The following is a 15406-nucleotide window of genomic DNA, read 5'->3' as shown; positions in this document are numbered from 1 at the left end:
ACAAGTAAGTGACTGGGGTGAGTGACAAATCCGCCTGGAGCGGATTTGAACGCTGCTTGCAGCGGCCCCGATAGGGGCGAGGTCCACGGACGGACCTCGTAACGCGGCCAACACCGCTGCAGCTTCATTGGTGACGGGATATTTCTCTTTATTTTGGGGCATAAGATTATGACACCGGCAGTGGTTCTGCTTGAAAAACAAAAAATCCCGTTCACGCTACATAGCTATCATCACGATAGTGAAGAAACCAATTTTGGTGACGAGGTAGTAAAAAAACTGGGGCTAAATGCCCAACAGGTCTATAAAACACTGCTCGTCTCCCTGAATGGTGATAGCAAAAATCTGGCGGTAGCCGTCACACCGGTAGCCACTCAATTGGATCTGAAAAAGGTCGCCAAAGCCTTAGGGGCCAAAAAAGCCGAAATGGCTGACCCGCTAATGGCTCAACGGGTGACGGGATATCTGGTGGGGGGGATCAGTCCATTAGGGCAAAAGAAGCGTTTACCTACGGTGATCGACGCACCAGCGCAGCAATTTGCTACGATCTTTGTTTCTGGGGGCAAGCGTGGGCTGGATATTGAATTGGCGGCCAATGACCTCTGCCGTTTGTTATCGGGCTCTTTTGCCGAGATCGCCAAGCGGGATTAAAACTGAAAGGGCTGCAATAGCAGCGCAAAGTGACGCTCAATCTGTTGAATAGGTTAAGTTATCCTAGATTACCGCATCTAACGCCATTACACATTGAGGGTAATGCAACTGGGCATGATACGGAACGCCGACACGCCGTAAACCCCTCCCTGGGGGCTCGTATCGCGCATCCATGCGCTCCACGGTCGGCTAACCTGCATCATGCCCATCTGAAGCAAAAACGCCTTACATTCAATTTAGTTATAAACTATTTCACCCTTGGGCTCATAAGCGGCGGCATCCAGCGGTGAGTGAGTCTCAATATACTGTTTCAAGACTTCCGCATCGATAAAACCGGTATTGACGTAACTTGGCAGGGTATCAACCTTCGGATAACCATCACCACCCAATGCGTTAAAACTCAGAGTTGCCATGCGATAGGTTTTATCTGCCTGTAGGGGTTCTCCCTTGATTTTTACCTTGCTGACCCCTTTACCGTCAGCCACCAAACTCACATTGGCAAACTGCGCATAGGCACCGGAGTCGACCTTCATATTGGCGACCACCGCCAAGTACTGCTCAACTTCACGGCCTTTCATATCCACATAGACCAGCGTATTACCGAAGGGCTGCACCTTAAGCACGTTTTTATAGGTAATATCGCCAGCCTCAATGGAATCACGCACACCACCGCCGCTCATTACGGCAAAATCGGCATTGGCCCTTGCCATTTGTGCCGCCAATAACACCCGGGAAAGGTTGGTCTGTACAAAACGAACTTTACTGCGGTCTCCTTCCAACCGGCCATTAACGCTGCCAATCTTCACTTCCAGTTGGGTCTGGCCTTTATCCTGGAAAGGCGTTAATAACTTGACCATGGCAGGATCTTTGGTAATTTCCTGAGTGTAATAGACACGCTCGCTGCTGCCATCGGCTTTTTCGACCTTTTTCTTCAAGTTAACCGGGATCAACTGATAGTGCTTCAGTGTCAGTTCGCCATTGCGAAACTGGAAATCAGCACGGCCAACGTACTTACCCCATTCATGAGCCTGTACGATCCAGGTCCCATTTTGGCGATCCGGCGCGCAAGGCGTTCCGGGCACGTAATCCACCTGTTTATGATTTTCACTCGCCATACAGAGCGGGTCCTGCGAATGTCCGCCGACAATCAAGTCCAGGTAACCTGCGGGCAGGCTACGGGCCATTTCCACATCCCCCGGGGCATTGGAGCCATGATTGCCATTATCATAGTGCCCCATATGGGTTGCGGCGATAATCACATCCGGTTTTTCATCCTGGCGTAACTGCTCTACCACCTGTTTAGCTTCCAGCGCAGGCACGCGGAATTCAATATCGGTAAAATACTCTGGGTTGCCGATTTTTGCGGTGTCATCAGTGGTAAGGCCAATAACGGCAATCTTCACCCCTTGTTTGTCGAATAGCGCATAAGGTGCAAACAACCGCTGCTGAGTACTTTTCTGATAAATATTGGCGGATAACAACGGGAAGGAAGCCCACTTTTGCTGCTGGCGCAACACACTGAGTGGATTATCAAATTCATGGTTGCCAATCGCCATCGCGTCATAACCAATCAGCGTCATACCACGAAAATCAGGTTCAGCATCCTGTAAATCAGACTCCGGTACACCGGTATTGATATCGCCACCGGATAATAACAGAACACTCCCCCCTTTAGCGGCCACTTCCTGGCGAATGCTATCCACCAGCGTTTTCTGTGCGGCCAAACCATATTCGTCATAGTCGTTCTGCCAGAAATGGCCATGATGATCGTTGGTATGCAAGATAGTGATATCGTAAGTTCTGTCTTTTTCCCAGGCATTGGCCGTTGCACAAAACAGCGCTAGGGAAACCAGCAGCCCATAAGTCGTGGTTTGAAGTGAAAAACGCATGGCAATTCTCCATTGTAAAAAATGGCGACCTCGGTGAGGTCAAAATTGTAACGTAAATTGACCATATGGGTTTCAAAATTTTGCTACTTACGTCAAATTGTGTCGCTGTAATCTCACTTACTGGAGATAATTGATACGATTACTGTTGGTCATTTACACTGAAGGTAACATTGACAACGTTGTCGAAAGAAAGATCAACGGGTTAAACTATCCACCTCACAATTAATTATCAGGCTAAGTATAATATGACTGATCGTTCTGAAGCGGCCATGCCACCGGTAAAAAACAAAGCGGGAACCGGGACTGCTTTCTCTATTCTTGGTGCTATCAGTGTTTCTCACCTGCTCAACGATATGCTCCAATCGCTTATTATGGCGATTTATCCGATCCTGCAAGCAGACTTCAACCTCAGTTTCACGCAAATTGGTATCATTACCTTAACCTATCAATTCAGCGCATCGCTGCTGCAGCCATTAGTGGGTCATTACACCGATAAGCATCCTCAGCCCTATTCGCTCCCCATCGGCATGGGGTTCACCCTCTCTGGTTTGCTACTGCTGGCAAACGCCAATACTTTCCCACTCGTCTTGTTGGCTGCCGCTTTGGTGGGCACCGGATCATCGATATTTCACCCTGAATCATCCCGTGTTGCGCGCATGGCCTCGGGTGGGCGCTATGGTCTGGCTCAGTCACTGTTCCAGGTAGGGGGGAATTTTGGCAGTTCACTTGGCCCGCTGTTGGCGGCGCTGGTGATAGCCCCCTATGGCAAAGGGAATGTTGGCTGGTTTTCTCTGGCGGCATTGCTGGCGATTGTCGTACTGCTGCAAGTAAGCAAATGGTATCAACATCAGCACCGGATGGCGAAAAGCAAACCTAAATCGGCTTCCTTGGTCACCGCGCTACCACGACGTACTATCGTCGTTTCTCTATCCATCCTGTTGCTGCTGGTTTTTTCCAAATCTTTCTATTTAGCCAGCATCACCAGCTATTACACCTTTTATTTGATACAGAAGTTTGATGTTTCGGTGCAAAATGCTCAGTTACATTTGTTTGCCTTCCTATTTGCCGTCGCGGTGGGCACGCTGATTGGCGGGCCTTTAGGGGATAAGATCGGGCGTAAATATGTTATTTGGGGGTCAATCCTTGGTGTGGCACCCTTTACCCTCGCTTTACCCTACGCTTCTCTTTATTGGACGGGGATTTTAACCGTTATTATTGGCCTGATTTTGGCCTCTGCTTTCTCGGCCATTCTGGTTTATGCGCAAGAATTAGTTCCAGCTAAAGTGGGGATGATCTCGGGCTTATTCTTCGGTTTTTCTTTTGGTATTGGTGGCTTAGGCGCTGCGGTGCTTGGTTTCATCGCGGATGTTACCAGCATCGAGTTGGTTTTCATAATCTGCTCATTTCTACCCCTTATTGGGATTGTCACAGCATTACTACCAAATGTTGAACACAAGCACTAAATCCCCGCTAAAAACCCGGTTTAGACAGCCATTCAAACCGGGTCATTCACTATAAAAATCAATTTTTTATCCGTGATAACCATAAAAAATCACAACCAAGGGATTAAAATAGCATAAAATGCTTATTTATATCACTAACGTGAAATTAACCAAGTATTTTCAAGGTAAACGCACTATAATAAGTTCTCCATCACCATTCAAACGGTAGGGGGCTCCATGTACACCGCCCCTCTCGCTTAAATGGCGATAGTTTCATTTTTTTCATACACTTTCTTTATCTATTTTGGCGTAATACAACCGAAAGGAGTCTGGATGCATCATCCCACCCCCTTGATCTCCACCATTGTTGGAGGATTAGTACTTGCCTTCCTCTTTGGTATGCTAGCTAACCGTCTGCGCATCTCCCCCCTGGTGGGTTACCTTGCCGCAGGGGTGCTCGCGGGGCCTTTTACCCCCGGGTTTGTCGCTGATACCTCACTGGCACCAGAACTGGCGGAAATAGGCGTGATCCTGCTGATGTTCGGTGTTGGCCTCCATTTCTCTCTTAAAGATCTTCTGGCGGTAAAATCCATCGCCATTCCCGGTGCCATCGTACAAATTGCTGTGGCCACTGTGCTGGGGATCGGGTTATCCAAACTGATGGGCTGGGATCTAATTGCCGGCCTGGTCTTTGGCTTGTGTCTATCCACCGCCAGTACCGTGGTACTGCTACGGGCATTAGAAGAACGGCAACTGATTGACAGCCAACGAGGGCAAATTGCCATTGGCTGGTTGATTGTAGAAGATTTAGCCATGGTGTTGGCGCTAGTGCTGTTACCGGCATTCAGTAATATGCTTAAGAGCGATACCGCCAGCACCACACAATTACTGAGCGAGTTGGCGATCACCATTGGCAAAGTGGTTGCTTTTATCGCTTTGATGATTATTGTCGGCCGCCGACTGGTCCCCTGGATCCTGGCTAGAACTGCCAGTACCGGTTCTCGTGAACTTTTTACCTTGGCTGTTCTGGCCCTGGCATTGGGTATTGCTTACGGCGCGGTCGGTTTTTTCGATGTCTCATTCGCACTCGGTGCCTTTTTTGCCGGTATGGTGTTGAATGAATCAGAGCTGAGCCATCGAGCCGCCCATGATACCTTGCCATTGCGCGATGCTTTTGCCGTGCTGTTCTTCGTCTCTGTCGGTATGCTGTTTGATCCGATGATCCTGATTCAGGAGCCGTTGGCGGTGCTGGCAACGCTGACCATTATCCTGTTTGGCAAATCGATAGCAGCCTTTGCGCTGGTGAGAATATTTGGTCACTCCAAGCGCACTGCACTGACGATTTCTGTCAGCTTGGCACAAATCGGGGAGTTTGCCTTTATCCTTGCCGGGTTGGGGATTTCACTCGGCATGCTGGACCCCCATGGCCGCAATCTGGTTCTAGCCGGTGCAATTCTGTCGATTATGCTTAACCCGCTGATGTTTAGTTTATTAGAACGTTACCTGGCTAAAACCGAGACCATCGAAGATCAGAGCCTCGAAGAAGCGGTAGAAGAAGAGAAGCAGATCCCGGTAGATATGTGTAGCCATGCGTTGATCGTCGGTTGTGATCGCGTCGGGCACTTGCTCGCCAACAAACTGACTAAAGAAGGGATTCCTCTGGTGGTGGTTGAAAATAGCCGCAGTAAAGTGGAGGCCCTGCGTGAGCAAGGGTTCAAAGCGGTACTCGGTAATGCCGCCAATCCGGAAATCATGGAGCTGGCCAGGCTCGATTGTGCCCGTTGGTTATTGCTGACCATCCCCAACAGTTATGAAGCCGGTGAGATAGTGGCTGCCGCGCGACTTAAACAACCGGATATCGAAATTATTGTACGTGCGCATTATGATGATGAACTCGATTATCTGGCTGAACAGGGTGCCAATCAGATAGTCATGGGGGAATTCGAGGTTGCCAGCAGCATGTTAAATAGCTTCCAATTTGCGATACCGATAACTGCAGAGGCCGCCAAGGCGTAAGCCAGTTGCCGTTATACCCCGGCTTAAGGATAAGCCGGGGCACGCACCCACTTGCAACCAATCACAGCCCTTTGGCGACTAACTCCTGCAGCAGATCAATATGCGCCGCATCATCATTAAGCGCTGGAATATATTCAAATTTCTCCCCGCCTGCTGCCAGGAATATCTCCCGGTTCTGCTCTTTGATCTCCTCTAAGGTTTCCAGACAATCCACAGAAAAGCCAGGGCAAATCACTTGGATATGTTTCACCCCTTGAGCTGGCAGACTTTTCAGTGTTTCATCCGTATAGGGCGTCAGCCAAGGCTCGCGACCAAAACGTGACTGATAAGTCATCATCATGCGGTCCGCGCCCAGAGAGAGTCGTGCCGCTAGTGCACGGTAGGTATCCTCACAACGTTGCGGGTAATCATCACCCAAGTGTGCATAACGTTTCGGGATGCCATGAAATGACACCACAAGTCTATCAGGCTGCCCATGCTGGACAAACGCCTGAGCGACACTCTGTTGCAGGGCACGGATATAAGCCGGGTGCTCAGCATAGTCTCGGATAAACGTCAGCGAAGGCAGACGGCGGTAATTTTTCAATACCCGCGCCACGCCATCCCAAACCGCTGCACTGGTAGAACAGGAGTATTGCGGATACAACGGCAATACCACCAAATTGGTGACCCCCTGTGCCAGTAGGTTATCGATTGCTGATGCCAGGCTCGGTGAGCCATAACACATGCCCAATTCCACTGGCGTATTGGGCATACGCGCCGCCAGTTGCTGCTGTTGGCGGCGGCTATACACTAACAGTGGTGACCCCTCATCCATCCAGATGGATTGGTACAACTTTGCTACACGCGCCGAACGGAGTGGTAAAATTACCCCATTAAGCAGTGGCCACCAGAGCAGCGGTGAGGTATCAACGACACGCCGGTCACTGAGAAACTCTTTCAGGTAGCGCTTTACCGCTTTAGGCGTTGGTGCTTCTGCTGTCCCCAGATTCACCAGTAATACCCCATGTTTCTCTTGTTTCATCACAGTTTCCCTTTCCGGCTAATATCTTGTTAATTAGGCCTATTGTAGTAGAAAAGCACTTGATGGGGCTTAGGTATATCGCAATATGCCATCACTTGAGGTTTTTGAGAAAAGCTTTAGTGGAGGGAAAAGGCGTATAGTGCTTGCTATGGCAGATCACACACGCCTGATCAAACGGGTCATGATTGCGTCAGGCAATCATGACCAACAAAGAAACCGATAAAGATTAATTAGCCCAGAATGGTCGCTAATTCACTGCTCACTTCGGTGACTTTGCGCGTACCATCAATTTTGTGATAAGCGGTGTTGCCAGCATCAGCCTCTTGGTGATAGTAAGAGACCAGCGGTGCCGTCATCTGGTGATATTCAACCAGACGCTTACGGACCGTTTCTTCTTGATCATCTTTGCGCGTGGTGAGTTCTTCGCCAGTCACATCGTCTTTTCCTTCCACCTTCGGTGGATTGAATTTGGTGTGATAAACACGACCTGATGGCGCATGTACACGGCGACCCACGATACGATCAATGATCAGTTCGTCCGGTACATCAAACTCCAGCACATAATCCACCTTAATACCGGCCTCTTTCATCGCGTCAGCCTGCGGAATAGTGCGCGGGAAACCGTCCAACAGAAAACCATTACGGCAATCCTGTTGAGTGATACGCTCTTTGACCAGCGCGATCACCAGTTCATCGGTTACCAGCTTACCGGCATCCATAATTTCTTTCGCCTGCTTGCCCAGTTCCGAGCCGGCCTTCACGGCTGCACGCAACATATCACCGGTGGAAATTTGCGGGATACCGTACTTTTCCATGATAAATTGAGCCTGAGTACCTTTACCTGCGCCCGGAGCGCCCAGCAGAATGATACGCATTGCGTAAATCCCCTCACTATGTATTTTCCCTTGACCTTGCAAGCGTTAACTTGAAGTTTATCGGGCTTGAGTTTTTATAAAATTGCGGAAACGCTCAACCTTATCATTTCTGGTGGGGGTGGCTCAAGGAGATGGTAGGAATTCGGACGGGTAAATATCCCGCCGCTATTCAGATTACCGTATTTCACTGAAAGAGCGGCGGGAACCATTACCAAGCAGATAAATATCAGGCCGACAAGAGTTTATTCATCAAGCGGATAAACTGGTTTGGATCTTCCAGTGTGCCACGCTCTGCTAACAGTGCCTGATCCAGCAGCAAGTCGATCCACTCAGCAAACAGTGCGTTATCGCCGATATCCGCTGCGCGTTTGACCAAGGCATGATCCGGGTTCAATTCGAAGATATACTTCACCTCTGGTGCAGGTTGACCAGCCGCAGCAAACAGTTTCGCCATCTGGGTGCTCATTTCATCAGCATCGGTGGTGACGATCGCTGGCGTGTCGGTCAAGCGATGTGTCAAACGCACCTCTTTCACCCTCTCACCCAACAAGGTCTTGACCCGCTCGATAAACGGCTCCAGTTGTTTCTCGGCTTCTTTCTGCTCTTCGGTTTCATCCGCCAGTTTATCCAGCGCTTCATCCGCTTTGCTGACAGACTGGAACTGTTTACCGTCGAACTCGGTCAAATAGCTCATCATCCATTCGTCAATGCGATCAGAAAGCAGCAGGACTTCAATGCCTTTCTTACGCAGCAGTTCCAGGTGTGGGCTGCTCTTGGCGGCGGCATAGCTGTCGGCGGTGATGTAGTAAATCTTCTCTTGGCCTTCAATCATGCGGCCAATATACTCTTCCAGCGACACGGTTTGCGCCGAGCTGTCGTTATGCGTAGAAGCAAAGCGCAACAGTTTAGCGATAGCTTCCTTATTGTTGCTGTCTTCCCCTGGCCCCTCTTTCATCACCAAGCCAAACTGTTGCCAGAATGTCTGATAGGCTTCGGCGTCATCTTTTGCCAATTTTTCCAGCATCTGCAGTACACGTTTGGTCAACGCAGCACGCAAGCTCTGGGTAACACGGTTATCCTGCAAAATCTCACGGGAAATGTTCAGTGGCAAATCGTTGGAGTCTATCAGCCCACGGACAAAACGCAGGTAGTTAGGCATAAACTGCTCGGCATCATCCATAATAAACACACGCTGAACATACAGTTTCAGACCGTGCTTATGATCCCGATTCCACATATCCCAAGGTGCACGAGCCGGGATATACAGCAGGCTGGTATATTCCTGCTTACCTTCTACCCGGTTGTGGCTCCAGACCAGCGGATCAGTGAAGTCATGAGCAATGTGCTTATAGAACTCTTTGTACTCTTCATCCGTCACATCGGATTTGCTGCAGGTCCACAACGCTTGCGCCTTGTTGATCTTCTCCCAGGTGACCGTATCGTCTTCTTCATTCTTGGTTTCGATTTCAACCGGCAACGCAATGTGATCGGAATATTTGCCGATCACCGAACGCAAACGCCAACCATCAAGGTATTCCTCTTCACCAGGACGCAGATGTAGAGTAATTTCAGTACCACGTTCAGCTTTGTCGATATCGGCAATGGTGTAATCACCTTCCCCTGCAGACTCCCAGAACACCCCTTTATCCGAACGATCCCCGGCAGCGCGAGTACGGACAGTGACTTTATCTGCCACGATAAATGACGAATAAAAACCGACACCAAACTGGCCGATCAGTTGACTGTCTTTCGCCTGTTCGGAACCGATCGACTCCAGAAAAGCTTTAGTCCCTGACTTGGCAATGGTTCCCAGGTTCTCAATCACCTCGTCACGGGTCATACCAATGCCGTTATCAGCAATGGTCAGGGTATGCTTATCTTTGTCAAAAGAGACGCGCACGCGCAGTTCACCATCACCTTCATACAGTTCTGGCTGAGAAAGCGCCCGGAAACGCAGCTTGTCAGCCGCATCGGAGGCGTTAGAAATCAGCTCACGCAGGAAGATTTCTTTATTGGAGTAGAGCGAATGAATCATCAAATGAAGCAGTTGTTTAACTTCAGACTGGAATCCGCGGGTTTCTTGACCTTTCATACTCATTGATTACCTCAATAGCCAATAGTGTTATACCCGATACCTTTCAATTGGTTCATGGCCGTTGTTGATGCTTAGATCCACCCAAGATTGAAGTGAACTGAAGCAATTAACGCCATCACCGCTTGAAAGACGCAGGGAATATGACCAAATCGAACAATGAGGATTAAGTGGGGTTAACCATGAGGTTTTTCAAGCGACTGTACGGTTTTTTTTGTGGGGTATCGCTAAGCCGGGCTACACACTGCCCGGCTGAAAATATCAAAACTTGATCACATGCCGCCCAGCCAGAGAGTGGGACAGCGTGGTACCGTCGACCATTTCAAGTTCTCCGCCAACCGGAACGCCATGAGCAATACGGCTGGCAACCACGCCATATTGGCTACACATCTCGGCAATATAGTTGGCCGTGGCATCCCCTTCCACCGTCGGGTTGGTAGCCAGGATCACTTCACTGATGGTCTCTTTCTCTAACCGCTGCTCCAGCCGGTCAAGGCCGATATCACCAGGGCCAATACCATCCAGCGGTGACAGATGCCCCATCAGCACAAAGTAGCGCCCGGCAAATTGCCCGGTCTGCTCAATGGCATAAATATCCGCTGGGCTCTCTACCACGCAAATCTGGCCGTTTTGCTGACGGCGCGAGTTATTGCAGATGGTGCAGGTATCCTGTTCGGTAAAGGTGCGGCAGTCAGCACAGTGCCCCACCTCAGACATTGCGCGGGTCAAAGCCTGAGCCAAGCGCATGCCACCACTGCGATCACGCTGCAACAGTTGAAATGCCATGCGCTGCGCCGACTTAGGACCCACACCGGGTAGGCAACGCAACGCCTCCATCAAGGATTCAAGGAGCGGGCTTGTTTGCATCAGAACGGCATCTTAAAGCCTGGTGGCAACTGCATACCGTTAGAAACTGACGCCATCTTCTCTTTTTGCGTTTCTTCTACACGGCGTGCTGCATCATTGAATGCAGCGGCAATCAAATCTTCCAGCATCTCTTTGTCGTCTTCTTCCAGCAGGCTGGGGTCGATCTCAACACGGCGACAGTTATGCGCACCATTAATGGTCACTTTCACCATGCCAGCACCTGATTCACCTGTAACTTCCAACCGGGCAACTTCTTCCTGCATCTGCTGCATTTTTTCCTGCATCTGCTGGGCTTGCTTCATCAGATTACCCAAACCACCTTTACCAAACATAGTCGTCTCTCATTGCATGGGCGCACACTCGGCGCCGTGTTAAATGGGGCGAATACTCTCTTCATCCAGATCAGCGTCAAAAAAACGACACAGTGTCTGAATATGGGTATCCGCAATTATAGACTGACGAGCCTGCGCCAGTTTTTCTTCATAAATGGCTTGCCGCCACTCCAACGGAGTCCGTTCTGCTGGATTATCGTCTTCCACTACAGTGAGTTCAACCGTGCTACCGTGCAATTCACTGAGTGCATCCGCCAACGTTCTTTGCGCCGTAGAAGAGTTCAAATGGCGTTGGGTAGAACGTAAGTGAAGACAAATACTACCCGGAGCCAACTGTTGTTTAAAGGAGTTCAATGCCAGTTGCTGCACCAGTTTAGGTATCTTCAGTTGTTCAATTTCTGCCGCCCAAGGATCACGCTTGAGCGACTCAACCACCAGTTTAGCTGACAACTCGGGGGTCTTTTCATGTTCCAGGGCGGTACGCAGGGCTTTTGGTGTCGCCAACGGCTCCTGGGGAACCTCCGGTTCAGTTTGTGCGCGCCAGCGATAGGCTTCTGGCTTCGAAGGTTTTTCTGCTACCCGCTTTTCCGCCTGGCGCTGCTGACTACGCTCAGTCACTGCAGCCAACCGCTCCAGTGCTGAGTTCGCCGGCCGCCCATTTATTGGTGCAGCCGGCTCACTCTTTTTTGCGGTGGATGCCCCCTGTTGCCGCAGCAACTGGGTGCGCGCTTTCAATAATTGCGCGGTGGCATCCGGTAAATTTGTCTGTTGTGGGTTCGCTGGTGGTTGCACCTGCCCTAACGGCGGAGGCATATCCCCCCCTTCGGCGTGCTGCCCAGGCCCACGATAATTTTCAGTGTGTGCTGACGATACTGGCGCTGGAACAGTCGGCGCTCTGCTCACAGGATCAGGGATTACCGCCTTGGGGTGAAAAGCCAACGCACGTAACAGGGTCATTTCAACCCCCATACGGCGATCAGGTGCTAAAGGCAGCTCTTTACGGCCAATCAGCAACGTTTGGTAGTAAAGCTGTACTTCTGTGGGGGGTAGCAGGCGCGCCAATTCACGCAACCGCTGTTCAACAACCGCATAGTGGTTGTCCAACACCGATGGCAGCAATTGCAGCATGGCGATACGATGCAGCAACGCCAAGGTTTCCACCAGCAGACTTTCCCAATCCACACCACGCGAAGCAGCCTGTGCCACCTGGGCCATCACTTTTTCACCGTCAGCATGAACCAAGGCTTCCAGAATGGCCAAGGGTTGTTCATCATCCAACGTTCCTAGCATCTGGCTGACGGTATCACTACTCACCTGCCCTTGCCCCATGGCAATGGCCTGGTCAGTCAGGCTGAGGGCATCACGCATACTGCCGTCAGCAGCACGAGCCAGCAGTTGCAGCGCTCGAGTGTCACTGGTGATGTGCTCTGCCTGCAGGATGGTTTCCAATTGAGTCCGGATCTGATCAACGTCCATCGCTTTCAAATGGAATTGCAAGCAACGAGACAAGATAGTCACTGGCAGTTTCTGCGGATCCGTGGTGGCCAGTAAAAATTTAACATGTGCCGGTGGCTCTTCCAGCGTTTTCAACAAAGCGTTGAAGCTATGACGCGAAAGCATGTGGACTTCGTCAATCAGGTAAACCTTAAAACGACCGCGCGCCGGGGCATATTGTACGTTATCCAGCAAGTCGCGGGTGTCTTCCACTTTAGTTCTGGAGGCGGCGTCAATCTCGATCAAATCGACAAAGCGGCCCTGCTCAATCTCACGGCAATTATCACATTGACCACAAGGTGTTGCCGTGATGCCCGTTTCGCAATTCAGGCACTTGGCCAATATGCGGGCAATAGTGGTTTTACCGACACCACGGGTACCAGAGAACAGATAAGCATGGTGAAGCCTCCCAAGCTTGAGGCCATTAGTCAGCGCCGTCAGGACATGTTCTTGTCCAACGACATCGGCAAATGTTTGAGGGCGCCACTTACGGGCAAGAACCTGATAGCTCATTAACACCGGAGAAGTCGAGTAATATGAGGGGTTATGCTAACACAGGGCCACACTGATAGGCGAGGGTGTTTATACCTGCGCCAGGACTATGCGGTCATGTTCTCTTTGAGCAAATCTGAAATGTCACCCATTGTCCTATCGGGAGAATATTTGATGGCAAAAAAATAATTAGCATGAGTCACAAAGAACTTGATCGGCTACAGCGCATTCGGGAATTGGTCAGCCGTCATAGACATTACGCAAATTGGTGATCGAAGAAGGACGATGGCGCGAACATTGTCGCAAAATCACCCGAATTTACCGTAGGTTCTCCGTTGCTTGACTGCATCAGAGAGGTTACACCTGATACCATTAAAACTATCGGGTTGGCGATGTTGAATGCGGTTATTTCTTACTCGCTCAGTCCTAAATAATAGGAAACATAAACAGAAAAGGTCCGCATTTCTGCGAACCTTTTCTGTATAACTCTATCGATCGTCCTCGGGGGGAAGCATGGCTACTAACTAAGCTGCCAACTAACAAGTCCCGGGGCTAGTGATGCCAGTATAAGGATCTTTGACGATGCCGTCAAACTACATAAAAAGTAGTCTCTCTGTTGCTAGAATCGGGACTTATGAAGCCTTTGTCGGTGGCTCGCCAGGCTTAATGCGGACTGAGAAAGCGCTAAACCTCTATATGTGGAATGCTCTGTTTTGGAGCCATTACCCATCAAGCTGCAGGGTTAGATGTCTGCAACTTGACGGGTGTCGGAGATCAATCAGTGACCAGCGAAATCAACCAGGCAGTAACAATCGATTCCCAGATTGTTAAGGCGCGCTTCACCGCCAAGATCCGGTAAGTTGATAATAAATGCTGCATCTTCCACGATGCCACCGAGGCGACGAATCAAGGTGGCCGTGGCTTCAATGGTACCGCCGGTCGCCAACAGATCATCAATCACCAGCACCTTATCGCCAGCCGTAATGGCATCGGTGTGGATTTCCAGTTTATCGGTACCATACTCGAGCTCATAACTTTCACTTATTGTAGCTCGTGGCAATTTACCCGGTTTACGCACGGGCACAAAACCGACACCCAGAGCCAATGCTACCGGTGCACCAAACAGGAAACCACGCGCTTCAGTCCCCACCACTTTGGTTACCCCTTTATCAAGGTAACGCTCAACCAACAGCTCAATACTGGACGCATAGGCCAGCGGGTTTTCCAATAAACTGGTCACATCGCGGAACAGAATACCCGGCTTCGGATAGTCAGGTATGGTTTTGATACTCTCTTTAATAAACTGAAGCTGCTGCGCAGTCTTGTCCATAGTTATTGCCTGATAATACATGCTGATATACCCGTTCTGCTGAAATACTGAAGCAACTGGCATGACAACGGGTATACTTCCACACAGGCTCTCAACTGCCTTGCCATCAACTCAAAATGGCGGCAGGAAACCTGCACACGAAAACGCCCAAATCTATGCAAAATACGCGATAAATGCAACTGAGAGCGTACAATCAGCACGTTTTTTGTTGCGATAGGTCAATAAGCATCAGGATAATCACCATCATGGCGCAACAAGCCGTGTTTATAGGCTTTTTTTGCAACTGGCACTTGGGTATAAGGAGCCACCGTGAGTACACAACGCTTATTACAAACGCTTGAACAGCAGATAACCGCTTTAGCCAACAACATTCAGCCACAAGGCGATATGCCGATTCCACAGGCGCGATTTGATGTTGCCCTTTTCTCCAATCGCGGTACCCGGCTGCGTGATTATTTAGCCGAAATACAGAAGAACTTTGCCCAATTACAAATGGCAGTAAAAGATAACCGTACCGCCCAAGTGGCTTTTCTGGCTGAAAGATTGGTCGCTCAGATCACGGCTTTACAACGTGAACTGGCCACCTTGGTGTTACGGCGTAAAAATCAGCCCAAAGTGATGGGTGAGGTGGATATCTATCATAAACTTGCAGAACATCAGGACTATGAACGCCGTCTGGTGAGTATGATCCAAGATCGCGAAAGTCTGTTAGGTGCCCAGACAACCCTCGCGGCACAGAAAAAATTGCAGCAGGAAGTGGCAGCGATAGAAGGCAGACTATTACGTTGCAGGCAGGCATTAACACGAATTGAGCGCAGTATTGCGCGTAAAGAAAACAATTTTTGAAGATTTATCACATTAATTTAATGATTCTCCCCCACTGCAACATAAGTTTATTATACTTT

At 49.9% G+C, this 15406-nt stretch carries 12 protein-coding genes and 1 other annotated feature; of the genes, 4 read left to right on the top strand and 8 right to left on the bottom strand.

Annotation, left to right across the window (positions count from 1 at the left end; translation table 11 throughout):
* The first annotated feature begins 168 nt into the window (after nt 1-168).
* A complete protein-coding gene (gene ybaK / locus AC2A06_RS00720; protein ID WP_484379031.1) occupies nt 169-648 on the top strand; it encodes a Cys-tRNA(Pro)/Cys-tRNA(Cys) deacylase YbaK in 480 nt (159 codons plus the stop codon).
* 236 nt (nt 649-884) lie between these two features.
* On the opposite strand, the gene ushA is transcribed toward ybaK, so the two are convergent.
* Nucleotides 885-2537 carry a bifunctional UDP-sugar hydrolase/5'-nucleotidase UshA gene (gene ushA / locus AC2A06_RS00715; protein ID WP_023491015.1) on the bottom strand — a complete coding sequence of 551 codons (1653 nt, stop codon included), beginning with the start codon at nt 2535-2537 and terminating at the stop codon, nt 885-887.
* A 245-nt stretch (nt 2538-2782) separates the two neighbouring features.
* Between ushA and AC2A06_RS00710 the strand changes: the two genes are divergently transcribed.
* Both AC2A06_RS00710 and ybaL read left to right on the top strand, forming a co-directional pair.
* Nucleotides 2783-4000, top strand: a complete 1218-nt coding sequence (locus AC2A06_RS00710; protein ID WP_484379030.1) for an MFS transporter — start codon at nt 2783-2785, stop codon at nt 3998-4000.
* A 312-nt stretch (nt 4001-4312) separates the two neighbouring features.
* A complete protein-coding gene (gene ybaL / locus AC2A06_RS00705; RefSeq protein ID WP_484379029.1) occupies nt 4313-5995 on the top strand; it encodes a YbaL family putative K(+) efflux transporter in 1683 nt (560 codons plus the stop codon).
* 61 nt (nt 5996-6056) lie between these two features.
* Here ybaL and hemH read toward each other — a convergent pair whose 3' ends face one another.
* The 7 genes from hemH to apt all read right to left on the bottom strand — a co-directional run bounded on the left by hemH (nt 6057) and on the right by apt (nt 14501).
* Entirely contained in the window at nt 6057-7019 is a 963-nt protein-coding gene (gene hemH / locus AC2A06_RS00700; RefSeq protein WP_473195871.1) for a ferrochelatase, read from the bottom strand.
* 230 nt (nt 7020-7249) lie between these two features.
* Nucleotides 7250-7894, bottom strand: a complete 645-nt coding sequence (gene adk / locus AC2A06_RS00695; RefSeq protein WP_023491019.1) for an adenylate kinase — start codon at nt 7892-7894, stop codon at nt 7250-7252.
* Nucleotides 7895-8120: 226 nt separating this feature from the next.
* Complete coding sequence (gene htpG, locus AC2A06_RS00690; RefSeq protein WP_037383679.1) at nt 8121-9986, bottom strand: molecular chaperone HtpG; 1866 nt, start codon at nt 9984-9986, stop codon at nt 8121-8123.
* A gap of 261 nt (nt 9987-10247) precedes the next feature.
* Nucleotides 10248-10853: a recombination mediator RecR gene (gene recR / locus AC2A06_RS00685; protein ID WP_023491022.1), complete on the bottom strand. Its 606-nt coding sequence runs from the start codon at nt 10851-10853 to the stop codon at nt 10248-10250.
* A complete protein-coding gene (locus AC2A06_RS00680; protein ID WP_023491023.1) occupies nt 10853-11185 on the bottom strand; it encodes a YbaB/EbfC family nucleoid-associated protein in 333 nt (110 codons plus the stop codon). Before AC2A06_RS00680 ends, recR begins: the two co-directional genes overlap by 1 nt.
* A 39-nt stretch (nt 11186-11224) precedes the next feature.
* A complete protein-coding gene (gene dnaX / locus AC2A06_RS00675) occupies nt 11225-13192 on the bottom strand; it encodes a DNA polymerase III subunit gamma/tau (RefSeq protein ID WP_484379028.1) in 1968 nt (655 codons plus the stop codon).
* Nucleotides 11828-11892 (bottom strand) — a sequence feature (DnaX frameshifting element). It overlaps the preceding gene by 65 nt.
* A 757-nt stretch (nt 13193-13949) precedes the next feature.
* Nucleotides 13950-14501, bottom strand: a complete 552-nt coding sequence (gene apt / locus AC2A06_RS00670) for an adenine phosphoribosyltransferase (protein WP_023491028.1) — start codon at nt 14499-14501, stop codon at nt 13950-13952.
* A 309-nt stretch (nt 14502-14810) separates the two neighbouring features.
* On the opposite strand from apt, the gene priC reads away from it, so the two are divergent.
* A complete protein-coding gene (gene priC / locus AC2A06_RS00665; protein ID WP_473195873.1) occupies nt 14811-15347 on the top strand; it encodes a primosomal replication protein PriC in 537 nt (178 codons plus the stop codon).
* The last annotated feature ends 59 nt before the right edge of the window (nt 15348-15406 follow it).

It is taken from the genome of Serratia sp. HNCC26DJ244, from assembly GCF_057180565.1.
This window is presented reverse-complemented; position numbering and strand designations above follow the sequence as displayed.